Annotated in this window: 21 protein-coding genes; 9 read left to right on the top strand and 12 right to left on the bottom strand. The window is 72.2% G+C overall.

The window, feature by feature from the left end; translation table 11 throughout:
- Positions 1-3: 3 nt before the first annotated feature.
- Positions 4-564 (bottom strand): hypothetical protein, encoded by a 561-nt coding sequence (locus tag F8271_RS05125; RefSeq protein WP_151488487.1) that lies wholly within the window; start codon positions 562-564, stop codon positions 4-6.
- 601 nt (positions 565-1165) lie between these two features.
- Positions 1166-1948 (bottom strand): DedA family protein, encoded by a 783-nt coding sequence (locus F8271_RS05120; protein WP_151488486.1) that lies wholly within the window; start codon positions 1946-1948, stop codon positions 1166-1168.
- 52 nt (positions 1949-2000) lie between these two features.
- Between F8271_RS05120 and F8271_RS05115 the strand changes: the two genes are divergently transcribed.
- From F8271_RS05115 to F8271_RS05100, 4 genes are all read left to right on the top strand, one after another.
- Positions 2001-2717, top strand: coding sequence for a carbon-nitrogen hydrolase family protein (locus F8271_RS05115; protein WP_151488485.1), 717 nt, complete (start codon positions 2001-2003; stop codon positions 2715-2717).
- Positions 2718-2876: 159 nt separating this feature from the next.
- Positions 2877-3317 carry a VOC family protein gene (locus F8271_RS05110; protein ID WP_151488484.1) on the top strand — a complete coding sequence of 147 codons (441 nt, stop codon included), beginning with the start codon at positions 2877-2879 and terminating at the stop codon, positions 3315-3317.
- Positions 3318-3363: 46 nt separating this feature from the next.
- A complete protein-coding gene (locus F8271_RS05105) occupies positions 3364-3861 on the top strand; it encodes a DinB family protein (RefSeq protein WP_151488483.1) in 498 nt (165 codons plus the stop codon).
- 19 nt (positions 3862-3880) lie between these two features.
- Positions 3881-4405, top strand: coding sequence for a GNAT family N-acetyltransferase (locus tag F8271_RS05100; RefSeq protein ID WP_151488482.1), 525 nt, complete (start codon positions 3881-3883; stop codon positions 4403-4405).
- Here F8271_RS05100 and F8271_RS05095 read toward each other — a convergent pair.
- From F8271_RS05095 to F8271_RS05065, 7 genes are all read right to left on the bottom strand, one after another.
- Entirely contained in the window at positions 4395-5036 is a 642-nt protein-coding gene (locus tag F8271_RS05095) for a histidine phosphatase family protein (protein WP_151488481.1), read from the bottom strand. The two genes, F8271_RS05100 and F8271_RS05095, sit on opposite strands and share 11 nt — an antisense overlap.
- A gap of 33 nt (positions 5037-5069) precedes the next feature.
- Positions 5070-6518, bottom strand: coding sequence for a serine/threonine-protein kinase (locus F8271_RS05090; protein ID WP_151488480.1), 1449 nt, complete (start codon positions 6516-6518; stop codon positions 5070-5072).
- Positions 6519-6611: 93 nt separating this feature from the next.
- Positions 6612-6806: a hypothetical protein gene (locus tag F8271_RS05085; protein ID WP_225854173.1), complete on the bottom strand. Its 195-nt coding sequence runs from the start codon at positions 6804-6806 to the stop codon at positions 6612-6614.
- 2 nt (positions 6807-6808) lie between these two features.
- The gene (locus tag F8271_RS05080; protein ID WP_225854172.1) at positions 6809-7852 is read right to left on the bottom strand and encodes a LacI family DNA-binding transcriptional regulator; all 1044 of its coding nucleotides are present in this window, start codon (positions 7850-7852) and stop codon (positions 6809-6811) included.
- A gap of 191 nt (positions 7853-8043) precedes the next feature.
- The gene (locus F8271_RS05075) at positions 8044-8886 is read right to left on the bottom strand and encodes an SAM-dependent methyltransferase (protein ID WP_151488477.1); all 843 of its coding nucleotides are present in this window, start codon (positions 8884-8886) and stop codon (positions 8044-8046) included.
- Positions 8887-8973: 87 nt separating this feature from the next.
- Positions 8974-9861, bottom strand: coding sequence for a helix-turn-helix transcriptional regulator (locus F8271_RS05070; RefSeq protein ID WP_151488476.1), 888 nt, complete (start codon positions 9859-9861; stop codon positions 8974-8976).
- Positions 9862-9989: 128 nt separating this feature from the next.
- The gene (locus F8271_RS05065) at positions 9990-10229 is read right to left on the bottom strand and encodes a DUF397 domain-containing protein (protein WP_151488475.1); all 240 of its coding nucleotides are present in this window, start codon (positions 10227-10229) and stop codon (positions 9990-9992) included.
- A 267-nt stretch (positions 10230-10496) separates the two neighbouring features.
- Here F8271_RS05065 and F8271_RS05060 point away from each other — a divergent pair, with 267 nt between their 5' ends.
- Together F8271_RS05060 and F8271_RS05055 are read left to right on the top strand one after the other, a co-directional pair.
- A complete protein-coding gene (locus F8271_RS05060) occupies positions 10497-11147 on the top strand; it encodes a GGDEF domain-containing protein (RefSeq protein WP_151488474.1) in 651 nt (216 codons plus the stop codon).
- A gap of 95 nt (positions 11148-11242) precedes the next feature.
- Positions 11243-11587: a transposase gene (locus F8271_RS05055; RefSeq protein ID WP_151488473.1), complete on the top strand. Its 345-nt coding sequence runs from the start codon at positions 11243-11245 to the stop codon at positions 11585-11587.
- 1011 nt (positions 11588-12598) lie between these two features.
- Here the strand turns inward: F8271_RS05055 and F8271_RS05045 are convergent.
- Positions 12599-12802, bottom strand: coding sequence for a transposase (locus F8271_RS05045; protein WP_225854174.1), 204 nt, complete (start codon positions 12800-12802; stop codon positions 12599-12601).
- 44 nt (positions 12803-12846) lie between these two features.
- Here F8271_RS05045 and F8271_RS05040 point away from each other — a divergent pair, with 44 nt between their 5' ends.
- Positions 12847-13188 (top strand): hypothetical protein, encoded by a 342-nt coding sequence (locus tag F8271_RS05040; protein WP_225854171.1) that lies wholly within the window; start codon positions 12847-12849, stop codon positions 13186-13188.
- Positions 13189-13206: 18 nt separating this feature from the next.
- Here the strand turns inward: F8271_RS05040 and F8271_RS05035 are convergent, their stop codons facing one another.
- Entirely contained in the window at positions 13207-13698 is a 492-nt protein-coding gene (locus F8271_RS05035; protein ID WP_151488471.1) for a type II toxin-antitoxin system PemK/MazF family toxin, read from the bottom strand.
- Between the two features lie 66 nt (positions 13699-13764).
- Between F8271_RS05035 and F8271_RS05030 the strand changes: the two genes are divergently transcribed.
- Together F8271_RS05030 and F8271_RS05025 are read left to right on the top strand one after the other, a co-directional pair.
- Positions 13765-14280: an NUDIX hydrolase gene (locus tag F8271_RS05030; RefSeq protein WP_151488470.1), complete on the top strand. Its 516-nt coding sequence runs from the start codon at positions 13765-13767 to the stop codon at positions 14278-14280.
- 26 nt (positions 14281-14306) lie between these two features.
- Entirely contained in the window at positions 14307-15545 is a 1239-nt protein-coding gene (locus F8271_RS05025; RefSeq protein ID WP_151488469.1) for a hypothetical protein, read from the top strand.
- A gap of 117 nt (positions 15546-15662) precedes the next feature.
- On the opposite strand, the gene F8271_RS05020 is transcribed toward F8271_RS05025, so the two are convergent.
- Positions 15663-16073 (bottom strand): NUDIX domain-containing protein, encoded by a 411-nt coding sequence (locus F8271_RS05020; protein WP_151488468.1) that lies wholly within the window; start codon positions 16071-16073, stop codon positions 15663-15665.
- Positions 16074-16080: the final 7 nt, after the last annotated feature.

Raw genomic sequence — 16080 nt, 5'->3', positions numbered from 1 at the left:
GGGTCAGCTGTTCCAGTGCTGGCCGACGAGGTCGGTGGCCTGCTGTTCCCACTGGGCGTAGGCGTCCGGGTAGGCCGACACCTGCACGGTCTGCGCGGCGTCGGTCAGCGCCATGTCCTGCCAACCGTCGACCTGCGTGAGGCCCTTGAGGAACGCCGTCGTCGAGTAGGCCGGGTCGGTGATCTGCTCCGGCGTGCCCCAACCGGAGCTCGGGCGCTGCTGGAACAGGCCCAACGAGTCGTGGTCGTTGGCGTCACCCAGGTGACCCAGGTTCTCCAGCTTCGACTCCTGCAAACTCGTCGCGATCGAGATCACCGCGGCGCGTTCGGGCAGGCCAGCCTTCTTCGTCGCGGCGATGATCGCCTTGACGTTCGCGGTCTGCTCACCGTTGAGGTCGATGTGCGACTGCTCGCCCTGCGGCTTCGGCGCACCCGTCTGCACCGCCACCGCGACGGGCTTGGCGTCCACCGGGGTGGCGTGGGCGGCGATCGGACCGGCGAACACACCACCGGCGAACGCGAGACCAGCAACAGACAGCACACTCTTACGGAAGATCGTGGTCATGGGGGTAGCTCCTTCGGGGGTAGGAACACCCACACCGCCAAGGGGGAAAACGGCGGGCAGGGTGTGAGCACCTCGTCCGGCGCTGCACAAACAAGGGGGAAAGTTTGGGGGCCTGCGAGCCCGGGGGCTCGCGGCGCCGATGTCGGCGGCCTACCAAGCGCGGGGGCTCGGGGCGCCGGGACCGGATGCAACGACCGGCGGGCCGGGGTCATTCCCGGGGGGCGGCCCATCCAGCGGCGCCCGCATCACGGCGGCGCCTGGTCGCTGGCCGGGTCTGCAACGACCGGACCGGGCCGGGCATTCCCACCCCGCACCGGGGTCGAGCCTCACCGGCGGTGGTCCTGCGATCGTCAGGGGATGTAACGACCCCCAGCCAGCCACCATTCCACCGCCCGAGTGCGGCCGGTCACAGCCCACAAACCCCACCACCGGACAAACCACCCACCCCGACGCGACCGACCACGACCCCCGTCGGGCACTCACCGGGTGATCCACTCGGCTTCGGCGAAAACGGGGTATCCGGGACGGGGTGACACCCCAGTTTCATTGATGCCGAGTTGATCGCAACGTCGGGCTGAGGATGGATCCGACAAGGGCGGGTCTAGCTCTCATCGGCGGGCCAGGAGCCGCTGCGGTAGAGCGTGCCCCGGCCGCCCGGATCGGGGATCCCGTGCAGCGAGCGCCGCTCGGGGTCGGTCGGCTCGGGGTTGCCGGCGGCGCGGCGGGCTCGTCGCACGCGGGATCCGACGAACCAGGCGACGGCCGCCCCGCAGACCACGATCACCACGTTCTGCAGCGCGCCGACGTAACCCTCGACGAGATGCCAGTTGTCGCCCAACAGGTAGCCGGCGAGCACGAAGGTGGTGTTCCAGATCAGGCTGCCCAGCGTGGTGTAGAGCAGGAAGGTGCTGACCGGCATCCGCTCCACCCCGGCCGGGATGGAGATCAGGCTCCGGAAGATCGGGATCATCCGCCCGAAGAAGACCGCCTTCACGCCGTGCCGCAGGAACCACGCCTCGGTCCGGTCCACGTCGGCGAGCTTGACCAGCGGCAGCCGGGCCACGATGGCGCGCATCCGGTCGCGGCCCAGGGAGGCACCGATCAGGTAGAGCGCCAGCGCACCCACCACCGAGCCCAGCGTGGTCCAGAAGATCGCGCCGAGCAGGCTGATCCGACCCTGTGCGGCCACGAACCCGGCCAGCGGCAGGATGACCTCGCTGGGGATCGGTGGGAACAGGTTCTCCAGGGCCACCGCCAGGCCGGCGCCCGGCCCGCCGAGCCGTTCCACCAGGTCACTGACGTAACCGACGATGCCGCCCTGCGGAGGTTCCGCCGCGGCGGTGGGGGTTCCGGTGGCGAGCACGGCGTGGGACGTTCGAATCATGACCCCAACGCTACGAAGTGATCCTGAGAACCGACCGGGAGGCGGTCAGCCAATGTCGTCGGACGTGCACACCACCGGCCGTACCCCACTGCGGCTCGCGGTGGCGCAGCCGCCGTGCGTACCCCTGGATGTCGCGGAGAACGCGCGGGCGCACGCTGCCGCGGTCCGCGCGGCGCGCGCCCGGGTGGTGGTCTTTCCGGAGCTGTCGCTGACGGGGTACGAGTTGGACGCCCCGGTCGTGCCGGTCGACGACCCGCGGTTGGCGCCGCTGGTGGGGGCGTGCGCCGAGACGGGCACGCTGGCGTTGGCCGGTGCGCCGGTCGCCGGTGACCACATCGCGGTGTTGGCGGTGACCGGCGCTGGTGTGACGGTGGCGTACCGGAAGATGTGCCTGGGTGGCGCGGAGCCCCGCCGGTTCGTTCCGGGTGACACACCGGGTGTGCTCGATGTGGACGGTTGGCGGATTGGCCTGGCGGTGTGCAAGGACACCGGCGTCGCCGCGCACGCGCAGCGCACGGCCGCGTTGGGGATCGACGTGTACGCGGCGGGGGTGCTGGAGTTGGCGAGCGACGCCGCCGTGGTGGACCAGCGGGCACACCGGATCGCCGTCACGCACCGGGTCTGGGTGGCGGTGGCGAGTTTCGCCGGGTCGACCGGTGGTGGCTTCACCGAGGCGGCGGCGCGCTCCGGCGTCTGGACGCCACAGGGCGAGGTGCGCGCGCGGGCGGGTACGGCGCCGGGCGAGTTGGTCCGGGTGAGCATCGACTGAGCGGCCGACGCACTGCCCGACGGGCGCCACCGCACCCTGCCCGGTGAGTGGCACGGCGCGTCCGACGAGGTGCTGGCACCGGTGCTCGCCGAGCATGTCGCCGGTTGACCGCCGCCCGTCGAGGCGCGGCCTGTCGTACGGCGCGGCCACAATCCCTGCATGGCTGTGATTCCCGCTCGGCTGTCGGTGGTCACCGTCGGCGCACGCGACATGGGCCTGCTGCGGTCGTTCTACCGATCGTTGGGCTGGCCGGAGCTGCCGTCAGCTGACGACGGCTGGTCGGCGTTCCTGCTCGGTGGTGTCCTGCTCGCCCTCTATCCGCTGCCGGAGCTGGCCGCCGAGGCGGCACCCGGTGTTTCCGATCCGGCCGGCGGCTGGTCCGGGGTGACGCTGGCGTGCAACGTCGACGGTCGTGCGGACGTCGACGTGGCCTTCGCGGCGGCCGTCGCGGTGGGGGCGACGGTGGTGGCGGAGCCGACCGACCGGTCCTGGGGTGGGCGCTCGGCGTACATCGCCGACCCGGAGGGCAACCGGTGGGAGATCGCCTGGGCGGGCACGGCCGTCTTCGACGAGAGCGGCGCCCTCGTCTCCTTCGGTTGAGCGTGCCGTGGTTGCTCCCGGCAGGCGAGCTTGGAATGCTTCGGCCATGACTTCCTTCCCGGGGACCTTCGCCGCCGATGTCATCGGTGAGTCGGCTCGGACGCAGTTCGAGACGTTCATCGATGAGCACCGCAGGGCGCTCGACGACTACCTGGACGGGCTGACCGAGGAGCAGGCGCGCCGGTCGTTGGTGCCATCGCGGACCACGCTGCTCGGCCTGGTGAAGCACGCGACGTTCGTCGAGAAGGTGTGGTTCGACGAGGCGGTCACCTGCCGGTCGCGCGCCGAGATCGGCATCCCCGCGACGCCGGACGAGTCGTTCATCCTCGACGACGGCGACACGATCGCCACCATCCAGCGGGCACACCGCGAGGCGTGCGAGGCGTCCCGCCGTGCGACGGCGTCGCTGGGCCTGGACGACGTGCTCCGCGGCAACCGGCGTGGGCCGCTGCCGCTGCGCTGGGTCTACCTACACGTGTTGCGCGAGCTGGCTCAGCACTGTGGGCACGCGGAGATCCTGCGCGAGCAGATCCTGAGCGAGTAGTGCCGAATATCATCGCCGCATGCCCGAGTTGATCGCGCCCACCGTCCGTCTGCACGACGCCTGGCTCGAGGCGCACGACGAGTGGGGGCCGGGCGTCCACGAGGATGGTTTCGGGCTGCGGCCGTCCGACGAGGTGCGCTCGCCGGACGGGTTCGCGGCGTGGGTGACCCGGCTCAACGACCAGTCGGATCCGGCGATGCCGCTGGACGGCGGTCAGGTGCGGTGCACGTACCGCTGGATCGTCGAGGACGGCCGGGTGCTCGGTGGGATCGCGCTGCGGCACGACCTCGACGATGTCCTGCTGCGGGTCGCCGGGCACATCGGCTACGGCATCCGGCCGTCCGCGCGCCGCCGCGGGTTGGCGACCTGGGCGCTGGGCCGGATGCTCGACGCGGCGCGGTCGCTCGGCCTGCAGCGGGTGCTGATCGCCTGCGCGGCCGACAATGTCGCGTCGGCGAGGACGATCGAGCACCACGGTGGCGTCCTGGAGGACATCCGGGACACCACGCTCGGCCCGACCCGCCGTTACTGGATCACGCTCTAGGCCATCCGCTGGTGTCGCCGAAGCGGCGCAGGGTCCAGCGGGCCGGCGGCCAGGTGCCGGTGTCGTGGTCGGTGGTCCATTCGGTGATCGAGGCCGGGGGGATGACCAGGTCGAACCCCCGATGCAGCGGTTGGGCGGCGAGCGCGTGGAAGGCGACCTCGACCGTCGCGGTGTGACCGATCAGCAGCACGGTGGAGCCCTGGTGCCGGTGGGCGATCTCCATGATCGCGCGGCCGACGCGGGCCACCAGCTCGGCCCAGCTCTCGTTGCCGTTCTCGAACGGCCGGAACAGCCCTCCGCCCACCGCGGCGTGTTCGGTCCGGAAGCGGGCGACGGGCAGCCCGTCGGCGTACGGGGGCGTGTGCCAGGTGCACAGACCGCAGTCGGCCACCGGGCGGAGGCCGAACGCCGCAGCGATCGGTTGCGCGGTTTCGACGGTGCGGCGCAGCACGGACGAGTAGACCGCCACCGGCCGGTCGGTGGCGTGGTCCTCGGCGAGCCGTCTGGCGAGCCGGTGTGCCTGGTCGTGGCCGAACGCCGTCAGGCCCCGGCATCCGTGCGGGCCGCCCACGATCCCGTCGATCTGGTGGACCGACTCGCCATGACGCACGAAGATCAACCGTGTCCGCATCGGCCCATCATGCCAGTGAGACCGGCGGATGGATCAGTCGTCCGTACGGCCGGTGGAGAAGGTGCTGGCCTGATCGAGTAGTTCGTCGAGGTGGGCGCCGGTCCGCGCGGGGAGCCGGTCCCGGTCGACCAGCTCGGCGATGTGGTCACGCAGGTCGGCGACCCGCTTGGCGCGGTCGCGGGACCGGCGGTTGAGGTCGGCGAGGTCGTCGCGCAGGTCCTCGGCGGTTTTGCGGTCGATCTCGCCGCGGGCCTGGGCCGCGGCGAGCACGGCGGTGAACTCGTCGGTGACCTGTCGCAGGCTGACCGGCACCTGCTGGCCCACGGCCGAGGGCGCGGCGCTGCTGGCGGCCGGGGGTGTGGACGGTGCCGCCGGCGTCGGCGACTGGGTGCTGGGCGTGGGCGCCGGAGTGGTGGTCGGCGACGGGCCGGCGACCTGCGCGGGGCGCTCGGGAGCGTCGAGATTCTGGGCGAGCAGCGCGCCGAGGCCCACGACGGCCGCGAGGCCGGCCGCGACCAGCACGACGGCCGATCGACGTGACCGGCGGCGCGGCGCGGCATCCACCGGTACGGGGTGGGGGCGGACGGCGGCGCGGTCGATCAGGGTGGGCGGATGGGCGCTCGGCAGGATGCGCAGCAGCTCGGTGGGCGGCTCGACCGGCTGACCGGCACCGAACCGCATGGCCAGACGCGCTGCCGTCGGCCGGCGGGCCGGGTCGGCGGCCAGGCAGGCGAGGGTCAGCTCGGCGATGTCGGCGGGCAGGCCGGCCACCCGCAGCGGCGGCACCGGTGTGCCCCGCCGGTGCACCTCAAGGGCGTCTTCCCAGCTCTGCACGGGCAGCGGGGCCTGCCCGGTGAGGGTGCGGTAGAGCAGCGCGCCGAGGGCGTACACGTCGCTGGCCGGGTCGGGTGGGCCGGCGGCGAGGCGTTCCGGGGCGAAGTAGGCGGGTGTGCCCATGAGCGGTTCGCCGGACTGGCTGTCGAGCCCGCCGAGCGCGGCGATGCCGAAGTCGAGCACCTTGGCGCCGGTGTCGGTGAGCATGACGTTGCCCGGTTTCACGTCGCGGTGCACCACGCCGATGCGGTGCGCGGCGGCCAGCGCGGCGGCGATCTGCCCGGCCACCCGGACCGCCTCGGGCCAGGGCAGCGGGCCGCCGCGCAGCCGATCGGCCAGATTGTGCCCGTCGACCAGCTCCATCACCAGGTACGGCACGACGGCGCCGTCGGCCAGGGTCGCCTCGGCGTAGTCGTACACCTGGGTCACGTGTGGGTGGGTCAGCCGGGCGGCCGCGCGGGCCTCGCGTCGGATGGTGGCCCGCAGGTGCGGGTCGGCGGCGAGCTGCCCGGCGAGCACCTTGATCGCCACCGGCCGGCCGAGCACCTCGTCGTCGGCACGCCACACCTCGGACATGCCGCCGAGACCGATCCGCTCGTGCAGGACGTAGCGGTCGTGGAGACGGAGGGTGGGCGTGAAGGGTGACATGGCCTCACCAGTCTGCCTGGCGAGTTCCCACTCGACCACCCTGCGTGCCCGGCCCGGTGCCGCCCGTCCCCGACGTACCGAAATGGGCGGTTGTCAGGAGCAGCGGGGCAGCGGTCGGGGCTGGATCCGGTCGGCGAGCCGGCGCAGGGCGACGGCGGTCGCCTCCCGGGTCGGGGCGAGCAGCGCCCGGCGGGTGCGCTCGACCTGGACCGGCGCGTCCGGTCGGGCCGAGTTGACGTGGCGGTTCATGGCGTCGAGAGCGGTGACGTATCCGGTCGGGTATTCCATGGTCAACTCCTCGGGACGGGTCCGGTGGAGTCCCGGACGACGAGTGCGGTGGGCAGCAGCACATGACCGGCTGCGGCGTCCCCGGGCGGCTCGAGCAGCAACTCGGCGGCGATGCGGCCCTTCTCCTCGGCCGGCTGCCGGACGGTGGTGAGGCCGGCCGCCGCGGCCTCGGGGACGTCGTCGAAGCCGGTCACCGAGACCGGCGGGTGGGCGCCGCCCGGCCGTTGGGCCAGCGCGTCCAGCACGCCGAGGGCGAGCACGTCGGAGCCGGCCAGGACGGCGGTGGGGGGCGCGGGCCGGTCGAACAGCCCGGCGACGGCGGCGACCGCCGCCTGGCGGCTGTTGCTCCGGGCGTTGACCAGCGTCAGCTCGGCCCAGTCGACGCCGACCTCGGCGAACGCGTCGGCGAAGCCGGTGAGCCGGCCGCGCGTGGTCGGGTGCAGGGCCTCGTGCACGCCGGACAGGGTGAGTGGGCCGGCCGGCGCGTCGGGGAACACGGAGTCGGCGAGCAGGGCCACCCGGCGGTGACCGAGACCGGCCACGTGCGCGGCGACGCTGCGCGCCGCGGCCCGCTCGTCGATGCCGACGAACCGCTCGTCGTCGCCAGCGTCGTCGCGGGCGGCGGTGCTCACGTACGGCAGCCCGCGCGCCCGGATGACGTCCAGCGCCCATTCCTCGTCGGCCACGCAGTAGACGCAGAAGCCGTCGACGGCGGCGTTCTCCACGGCCCGGCGGGCGTCGGTCTGTGCCGGCGGCAGCGGCACGAGCAGCATGCTGGTGCCGTGCCGCTCGGCGGCCCCGCCCACCCCGGCGAGGAAGCGGACCGCGAACGGGTCGGTGAAGGCGTACGACAGCTGCGAGGTGAACAGCACCCCGATCGAGCCGACGAAGCCGCGCCGCAGGGATCGCGCGGTGGGGTTGGGACCGGGGTAGCCGAGGTGGCGGGCGGCGTCCAGGATCCGCTCGCGCAGGGCGGCGGAGAGCTGGTCGGGCCGGCTGTAGGCGTTGGACACCGTGCTGCGGGAGACGCCGACCGCGTCCGCCACGGCTTGCAGTGTTGGCTTCACCGGCACCCCTCTGTATCGATTCAGACTGGATCGATACAGAGACTAGCCCGATCGGTCGGCGACGGTCAATACGACGGGCCGACGAACGTCCGGGCACCGACCGGCGTGGCGCACGCCGGCGGGCGACCGCGACGACGGGACAGGTGCCCGGACTCCCCCAGCGGCGGCGGTCAGGGCAGGCGGGCGACCGCGCCGTACATGCTCACCTCGACCACCGAGGGGCGCGGCTGCGGCTCGCCCTCGGCCCGCCACTCGGCGACCGAGGTGATGCCCGGCTCGACCACGTCGAGGCCGGTGAAGAAGCCGGTGAACTCCGCCCGGGTACGCAGGTTGATCAGGCCGTGCGGGCCGCCACCCTTGGCCGCCGCCCTGGCCTCCTCGGCGACGGCGGGCGGCAGGTACTCGTGGGTGGCGTGCGAGGCGGCCAGGTAACTGCCCGCCGGCAGCGCGTCGAGCAGCCGGCGCACCAGCGCGTACGGGTCGTCGCCGTCGGGCACGAAGTGCAGCACCGCCACCAGCATGAGCGCGACGGGTTGCGACAGGTCGACGGTGCGCAGCAACTCCGGGTGCGTGAGGATCCGTTCCGGATCGCGCAGGTCGGCGTCGATGTACGCGGTGGCACCCTCCGGAGTGCTGCTCAACAGCGCGCGGGCGTGCGCGAGCACGATCGGGTCGTTGTCCACGTAGATAACCCGGGCCTCGGGCGTGACGGCCTGGGCGACCTCGTGGGTGTTGTTGGCGGTCGGGATGCCGGTGCCGATGTCGAGGAACTGCCGGATGCCGGCCTCACGGGCCAGGAAGCCCACCGCCCGCTGCAGGAACCGGCGATTCTCCAGCGCGGAGGTGCGGATGGTCGGGAAGGCCGCCGCCATCGCGTCGCCGGAATCACGGTCGGCCTGGAAGTTGTCCTTGCCACCCAGCCAGTAGTTGTACCGGCGGGCCGGGTGGGGCACCGAGGTGTCGATCCGGTCGCTCGGTGAGCCCGCCGGCGTGCCCGAAGTGTCGGTGGTCAAGGCTGCCTCCGCGCTGGCGTCCGTCCACTGTCGCCGGTCGCCGACCATGCTAGTGCCGCGCGCACGCTCGCGTGACCCCGGCCGGGGTCACGCCGGGTAGTGCTCGTCGAGCAACCGGCCGAGGATCTCCGGCGTACGCTCCGGCGGTTCGGCCTCGACGCAGAGCCGTTCCATCGCCACCGCGTAATATTCCAGGTCGTCGCGCTTGTCCAGGTAGATCGCGCTGGTGAGCTGTTCGATGTAGACGATGTCGGGCAACTCCTGGTCGCCGAAGCGCAGGATGGTGAAGGCACCGCCGGCCGCAGCGTGGCCTCCGGCGGCGAAGGGGATGACCTGGAGGCGGATGTGGGGTGACTTGGTCGCCTCGATGAGCGCGGTGAGCTGGCCGCGCATCACCTCAGCCCCACCGATCGGACGGCGCAGGGCCGCCTCGTCCACCACGGCCCAGAGCTGCGGCGGGTTGTCCCGGCGCAGCAGTTGCTGGCGCTGCATCCGCAGGGCGACCCGACGGTCAATCTCGGCGGCGCCGGCCGTGCCGTGCCCGAGCAGCACGACAGCGCGGGCGTACTCCCGGGTCTGCAACAGCCCGGGCACGAACTGCACCTCGTAGCTGCGGATCAGCGCGGCCGCCGCCTCCAGGCCCAGGTACGACTGGAACCAGCTGGGCAGCACGTCGCCGTAGCGGTGCCACCAGCCCGGGCTGTTGGCGTCGCGCGCGAGCTTGAGCAACGCCTCGCGCTCACCGTCGTCGGTGACGCCGTAGAGGGTGAGCAGGTCGGAGACGTCGCGTTCCTTGAAGCCGACCCGGCCCAGCTCCATCCGACTGATCTTGGATTCGGACGACCTGATCTCCCAGCCGGCGCCTTCACGAGTCACCCCACTGGACTCCCGCAGCCGACGCAGTTGGGCACCGAGCAGCATGCGCAGCACGGTGGGCCCGGTCGTCGGGCCGCCCTCGGCGGGAACCATCGTCACCTGCGGACCTCCGGATACCGACCATCGCGGACGGGAACCCGGCCCGGCCGACGTGTAAGCATGCCATGGACCGACAGTGAGGTGAACTCCTCCCGGCCCGGCGATTCCGTCCGGCCGCCGGAGGACGGTCAGTTGATCAGATGGTCGAAGTCGCCGTCGCGTGCGCCGAGCACGAAGGCGGCGATCTCGTCCACTGTGTAGATCAGCGCCGGCCCGTCCGGATGTCGGGAGTTGCGGACCGCGATGCCGGCTCCCCCGGGCAGTTCGGCGAGTTCGACACAGTTGCCGCTGGGGTTGCTGCGCCGGCTCTTCTGCCAGGTCAGCGGGGGCAGCTGATGGATCGGGACACCATTGGGTGGCTGCTGCATGAGGAAGTCTTTCTGCTCACGAGCCCGCCGGTGCCCGTGGGAGGAGCGGTGACGGCGAGGGGTGCGGTATCGACATTGGACGCTGCTGCACGTGCATCTGCTATTGCATCTGCACCGGACGGCGAGCATGATAACGCACGTGAATGGTGCCCATCCGTTCACTTTGAGTAACCCCTGGCTGGGCAACCACCAGGGGAAACGGGGGTCCGGCACGGTGTGCGCCGCGTCGGCCGGAGACTGGAGGCGGTCGCGGCGATGGGAGGGCTCGTGCCGGATCCGATGAGTGTCGCCTCCGGCATCTGCGCGGCAGGCGCGCTGCTCTCCTCCTGGCAGTTGCGCCGCAGGGCGGTGCGCGCCGAGGCCGAGATCGGGCACCTCCAGGCCGAGTTGGCCGCCGAGCGGCACGCCGCCAGCCACGACCCGCTCACCGGGCTGCCCAACCGTCGCGCCTTCTACCGCCTCGCGGCCGCCCTGCTCACCGACGCGGCCGGGCAGCCGCTGATTGCCGTCGTGCTCGACCTGGACGACTTCAAGCAGATCAACGACCGGTACGGTCACGCCGCCGGCGACCAGGTGCTGATCAGCGTGGCCGAGCGGCTCGCCGGGTTCGCCGGCGACAACCTCGTGGCCCGCCTCGGCGGGGACGAGTTCGCCGGGCTGCTCGCCAGCCCCACCATCGACCGGCGCTGGATCGAGCACGCCACCCGACGGCTCAGCGAGACCGTGGCCGCACCGATCCGGCTGTCCGGATGCAGCGTCCGGGTGACCGCCTCCGTCGGGCTCGCACCGGTGACCGGCCCGGCCCAGCTCACCGACGCGCTCAGTCGCGCCGACGCCGCCATGTACCAGGCCAAGAGCCTCGGCGGCACCCGCGCACCCCGGCAGCTCGTCGACAGTGTCCCGCTGGGCGAGCACTGAGCCGGCGCACCCGCACGGTCAACGTCGGTCAAGGTCGCGTAGCGCCACGTCGGCGAGGGTGATTACACGAACTGGCCCCGAACGCCTACGACCGGATGATCGGCCTGGATTTGGCCGACGTCAGCGCCGACGGCGCGATCACCAAGGCACCGCGCGGCGGCGACCGGGCCGGCCGCTCACCGGTCAACCGCGGCCAAGGCGGCATGAAACGCTCGACCGGCGTCGACGGCTACGGCATCCCGCTCGGCGTCACCGGCGCCCCGGCCAACCGGCACGACTCGCCGCTGCTACGCGACACCTTCGAAGCGTGCAGCGCCCAGCTGTGCCATCATTGGCCTGAGCAGGTCACCGCCCACCTCGACCGCGGGTACGACAGCACACGCTGGGCAGACGGTGGGGAGGCCGGCGGAGCAGGCCGAGATCGCCCGGTTGCGCCGTGAGTTGGAGTTGACGCAGGCGAAACTGGCGCGGACCGAGACGGCGTTGACGATCGTGGGAAAAGCACGAGAGCTCTTGGAGGACATCTCCAGGAGCGAGCCGGACGGTCCGGACGTGTTCGGGCTCGGCAAGCGCTGATGGCCGCTTACCGGGAGTTGACCAGCACCGGCACCACGACTCGGCAGGCGGCGGCGATGACCGGGATCGCCCGGTCCAGCGCGGACCGGGGCTGTCGCCGGTTCACCACGCCGACAAGATGCTCATCCCCACACTACTTAACGCGGCCATTCGGTGACTCACCGACTTTGCTTCGACTCTGGGGCTGAGGCAACGCCACCCTGTCCATTCGTTTTGGAGGGAGCCTGGCCGTAGGGGATCTGACCACTAGGTCCCGGCCGGCCGGAAGCGCCAGGACTGTGCGCCGGGACGCTGCTGACCAAAGAGGCCGCTCCCGGCACGAAGGGTACCGCCGACGGGATGAGCCGCGGGTCGACCACCGGATGCGGCGGTTGGGGCGGGGCGGGGCGTCGCCAGGGTTTCGACGGTATATGGCGGGAGATACCTGCCGGCGGTGGGACTGGGACTGGGACTGAGAACGGGGACCGGTTATGGTGGAAGCCACCTCTGGTCCTCGACTGCGCCGACGGCATGCGGGGTGCCTCCGGTTCCGTATTTGCTGCTCCGAGAACTGCCTGAGCGACCTCCCAGGAGACGTGACGCTTGCCTACTCGCGACGCGAAGATGCGTGGCAGCGACAGACCATCCTCTGACCGTTCGTCTCGACGTGGGAGTTCGCTGGACATCAGATCCTCCTAGACTGGTGTTTACTGAACAGAAACAGTCAATAACTACAACGCAGCTCGACTCGTCGGGGTTCATAGCCTTCCACGTAAGGGCCGCGCGACTGTGCGTAGTGTTCATTTCGTGCCGCTAGACACCTTTCGCGGTCTGGCTGAGGTCGGTGGAGATAGACCCGTCCCGGTGAGGTATCCGTCGATCAAGCCGGTGCGGTATCACTGGCGTGTGAGGCGGTTTTTCACCGCGGCGGCGAGTTCGGTGGCGGTGCGGACGCAGTGGTTGGCGAAGCTGCGTTTCATCGCTGACCAGGCCTTCTCGGCCCGGTTCAGTTCGGATGCGTAGGCAGGTAGCTGGTAGGCCCGTAGCCAAGGCCGGCGGGCGATCGCGGCGCGCATCGCTGGGCTCTTGTGGGCGTGCAGACGAGCTTGTCAAGTTGTCTGTGTAAGTTGATCTGAATTCATTGATGATTGAGATCTTGATCGGGCGTCGTTTAACCTACGGCAAGGTGGCCGGCGTCGCCGTCGTCGGCAACGAGGACGGCGCACACCACACCATCGGCCAGGTGCAGCAGGCACTCAACGAGGTCGGCTTCACCTGTGCCGCCGCCGGCGCCACCTACTGGGTCGGCGAGGCGCTGCACACGGTGGACTACCGCGACGTCGGGCCGAAGCCCGACACCACCGGCCGTACGACGAAGGCCCTCGCCCTCAACAGCGCGCACCTCGCCCGGCTGCTCGCCGAACAGCCGTACCCGCCGCCGGACGCGCGCGGCGCCGCGGACGGCCCGAGCCGCGCGACGGCCTGACGGGCCGCCAGGGGTACGTCAGCGCCAGCCGTAACCGGCGCGCAGGGCCTGCCCGACCCGCTCGAACCGGGGCCGATCGAGGATGGCGCCCTCGCGCCGGATGCTGTCCTCGCGCATGGTGAGCACGCGGTCCAGACGTACCCAGCTCGGCCGGTTGTCCCGATCCCACTCGCCGGGGCCGAGCGCGAACCAGTGCCGCTGCCCGTCCCGCTCGCTCTGACTGGACAGCATCAGCCCGAACAGCGTGCGGCTGTGCCGGCCGACGACCAGCACCGGCCGGTCCTTGCCCTGCCGGGGATCGTCCTCGTACGGCACCCAGGTCCAGACGATCTCGCCGGGATCGGCCTGACCGTCCCGCTCCGGAGCGTAGGTCAGCTCCCGCCGTTGCAACGCGCTCACCTGGCGTCGGCGGGCCACCTGCGCCGGGCCCGGCCCGGTACGCCGCGGCGACGGGATCACCGCGCCCACCCGGGAGATGCGCGCTGCCACGTTCCTCAACAGACCAGCCACGGCGGGCAGCCTACCGGCCCCCGTCCGCACCCCGGCGCGGGCGGTGGGCTGCGGCAGACTGCTCCCATGACTGAGCTGCCCGACGACCTGCCGATCCTCGAACGGCGTGCGGTACGGGTCGTGGTCCTCGACGACACCGACCGGGTGCTGCTGTTCCACACCCGGGATCCGGACCATCCGCGGCTGGGCACCTGGTGGGAGCTGCCCGGCGGCGGCATGAACGCCGGCGAGACGTACCGCGACACGGCGGTGCGGGAGCTGCGCGAGGAGACCGGCATCGACGTCAGCGCCGACCAGGTCGGCGCGCCGACCTGGCGACGGCGGGCGACCTTCCTGCACCGACAGGTGCGCCACGTCCAGGACGAGGTGGTCGTCGCGGTACGGCTGACCGGCCCCGGCCCGGACGTGGACGAGGCGCACCGGCTCGACTACGAGCGGGAGGACTACTTCGGGTTCCGCTGGTGGCCGCTGCCCGAGGTGGAGGCCAGCCCGGCCCGCTTCTACCCCGGTCAACTCCCCCGGCTGATCGGTGGCTTCCTGGCCGGCGAGGAGATCGACGAACCGTTCGAGCTGTGGTCGTGAGGCGCGGCGGCGGGCAGAGTGGGGGCATGACGACCGAGCTGCACGGGCCGCTCGCCGCGTACGCCGCGCGGCTGCACGCCACGATCGGCGACCGGCACCACATCGCCTCCCCGTTCGGTGCCTGGCTGCTGCTCGCGCTGGCCGGGACGGCCGCGACCGACCAGGCCGACCGCCCGGCGGCCGACGCGCTCGCGGACGCCCTGGGCACCGACCTGGCCGACGCCGCCGACATCGCCCGTGCGCTGCTGGACGCGCCGCACCCGCTTGTCGCGTCCGCCACCGCGCTCTGGCACCGGCCGGGTCAGGGCGACGGCGGCCGGGCCGACTGGCGGGCCGCCCTGCCCGAGCGGACCGAGGTCGGCGCGCTGCCCGACCAGGCCGGGTTGGACGCCTGGGCACGCGAGCACACGCTCGGCCGGATCGAGACGTTCCCGCTGACGGTCGGGCCGGACGTGGTGGTGGCCCTCGCCAGCGCCCTGGCCACCCGCATCTCCTGGGCCGCGCCGTTCGAGGTCGCCGAGGCCCGCGCACTCGGCGCCGGCAGCGCCTGGGCGGGGCAGCTCCGGCGTACGCTGCGCAGCCCGGGCCACGGTCACCGCTGCGCCATCGCGTCGACCCCGGAGGCCGGTGACGTGATCGTGCACGCCGCGTCGGCCCGGGCGGAGGACGGCGCGGGCCTGGTCGTCGTCTCGGTGGCCGCCGCACCGCAGGTGCCGCCGGCCGATGTGCTCGCCGCCGCGTACCGGATCAGTGCCGGCGCGGCCGACGGCGCGCCACCGGCCGGTCGCCGCTCCCTCTTCGACCTGCCGCTCGGTGACGGTCCGCTGTGGACGGTCCGCGAGGAGAGAGTGCGGACCCGGGCCCGCGACGGCCGCGAGGAACGGCACACGGCGGTGCTGCCCTGCTGGTCAGCCCGCAGCGAGCACGACCTGACCGCGCCGGCGCTCGGCTTCCCCGCCGCCTCGGCGACCCTGGCGGCGGCGCTGGCCCTGCCCGTGCAGGACTTCGAGGCACGGCAGGTGGCGATGGCGCGGTTCGGGCGGTACGGCTTCGAGGCGGCGGCGGTCACCGGCATGTTCGGGGTGACGAGCCTGCCGCCGGAGGGTGTCGCCCGGATCGCCGAGTTGCGCTTCGGTCACCCGTACGCGGTGGTGGCCGTCGCCACCGACACCCGGCCCGATCGCAGCACCGGGCCGTGGCACGGCGTGCCGGTCTTCTCCGCCTGGGTCACCGAGCCCGAGGAGTTGCCCGACGCCGACGCCTAAGGCCCGGGACTCGGCGCGCTGAGACGCGGCCCGGCGCGGCACATGATCAACTCAACTTCAGCGAAAGTGCGGTATCCCGGTCGCTGGGACACCGCGCTTTCAGGGAACGCGAGTCGATCATTGACCCCGGAGGTATGACGACAGGACCGCCGCGGAGGAGACGGCCAACTCACGGTCGAACACCTCGTCCGGGGGGACGAACAACATCGCTCGGCCCTCACCGAGGATCACGTCCTCCTGCCGGGCCGTTGTGGTGCCCTCGAACACGTGCACCGTCACCGTGTGCGGGAAGCCGGCCTCATCCGGGCGCGGCCCACTCCACAGCGGGTGCAACACGTCCGCCGTCAGACCGGTTTCCTCCCGCAACTCGCGCCGCGCCGCCTGCTCGGGCGACTCGCCCGGCTCACGGTGGCCGCCCGGCAGACTCCACTGGTTCGGCGAGACCGGGGCGTCCTCGTCCCGGTGCTGCAGGAGCACCGCGCCCGAAGAGTCGACGAGCAGCACGAGCGCGACCTCGTAGGTGGCCACCGCCGGG

The organism is Micromonospora sp. ALFpr18c (assembly GCF_008868155.1).
Lineage (GTDB): Bacteria > Actinomycetota > Actinomycetes > Mycobacteriales > Micromonosporaceae > Micromonospora.
Note: the sequence above shows the minus strand (reverse complement) of the source record. Positions and strands in the feature narration are given on the sequence as shown.

Bases quoted from the DNA above. Each gene is read 5' to 3' on its own strand.
- F8271_RS05125 (WP_151488487.1), bottom strand. From the start codon at position 564: ATGACCACGATCTTCCGTAAGAGTGTGCTGTCTGTTGCTGGTCTCGCG.
- F8271_RS05120 (WP_151488486.1), bottom strand. From the start codon at position 1,948: ATGATTCGAACGTCCCACGCCGTGCTCGCCACCGGAACCCCCACCGCC.
- F8271_RS05115 (WP_151488485.1), top strand. From the start codon at position 2,001: ATGTCGTCGGACGTGCACACCACCGGCCGTACCCCACTGCGGCTCGCG.
- F8271_RS05110 (WP_151488484.1), top strand. From the start codon at position 2,877: ATGGCTGTGATTCCCGCTCGGCTGTCGGTGGTCACCGTCGGCGCACGC.
- F8271_RS05105 (WP_151488483.1), top strand. From the start codon at position 3,364: ATGACTTCCTTCCCGGGGACCTTCGCCGCCGATGTCATCGGTGAGTCG.
- F8271_RS05100 (WP_151488482.1), top strand. From the start codon at position 3,881: ATGCCCGAGTTGATCGCGCCCACCGTCCGTCTGCACGACGCCTGGCTC.
- F8271_RS05095 (WP_151488481.1), bottom strand. From the start codon at position 5,036: ATGCGGACACGGTTGATCTTCGTGCGTCATGGCGAGTCGGTCCACCAG.
- F8271_RS05090 (WP_151488480.1), bottom strand. From the start codon at position 6,518: ATGTCACCCTTCACGCCCACCCTCCGTCTCCACGACCGCTACGTCCTG.
- F8271_RS05085 (WP_225854173.1), bottom strand. From the start codon at position 6,806: ATGGAATACCCGACCGGATACGTCACCGCTCTCGACGCCATGAACCGC.
- F8271_RS05065 (WP_151488475.1), bottom strand. From the start codon at position 10,229: ATGCAGCAGCCACCCAATGGTGTCCCGATCCATCAGCTGCCCCCGCTG.
- F8271_RS05055 (WP_151488473.1), top strand. From the start codon at position 11,243: ATGATCGGCCTGGATTTGGCCGACGTCAGCGCCGACGGCGCGATCACC.
- F8271_RS05040 (WP_225854171.1), top strand. From the start codon at position 12,847: ATGATTGAGATCTTGATCGGGCGTCGTTTAACCTACGGCAAGGTGGCC.
- F8271_RS05030 (WP_151488470.1), top strand. From the start codon at position 13,765: ATGACTGAGCTGCCCGACGACCTGCCGATCCTCGAACGGCGTGCGGTA.
- F8271_RS05025 (WP_151488469.1), top strand. From the start codon at position 14,307: ATGACGACCGAGCTGCACGGGCCGCTCGCCGCGTACGCCGCGCGGCTG.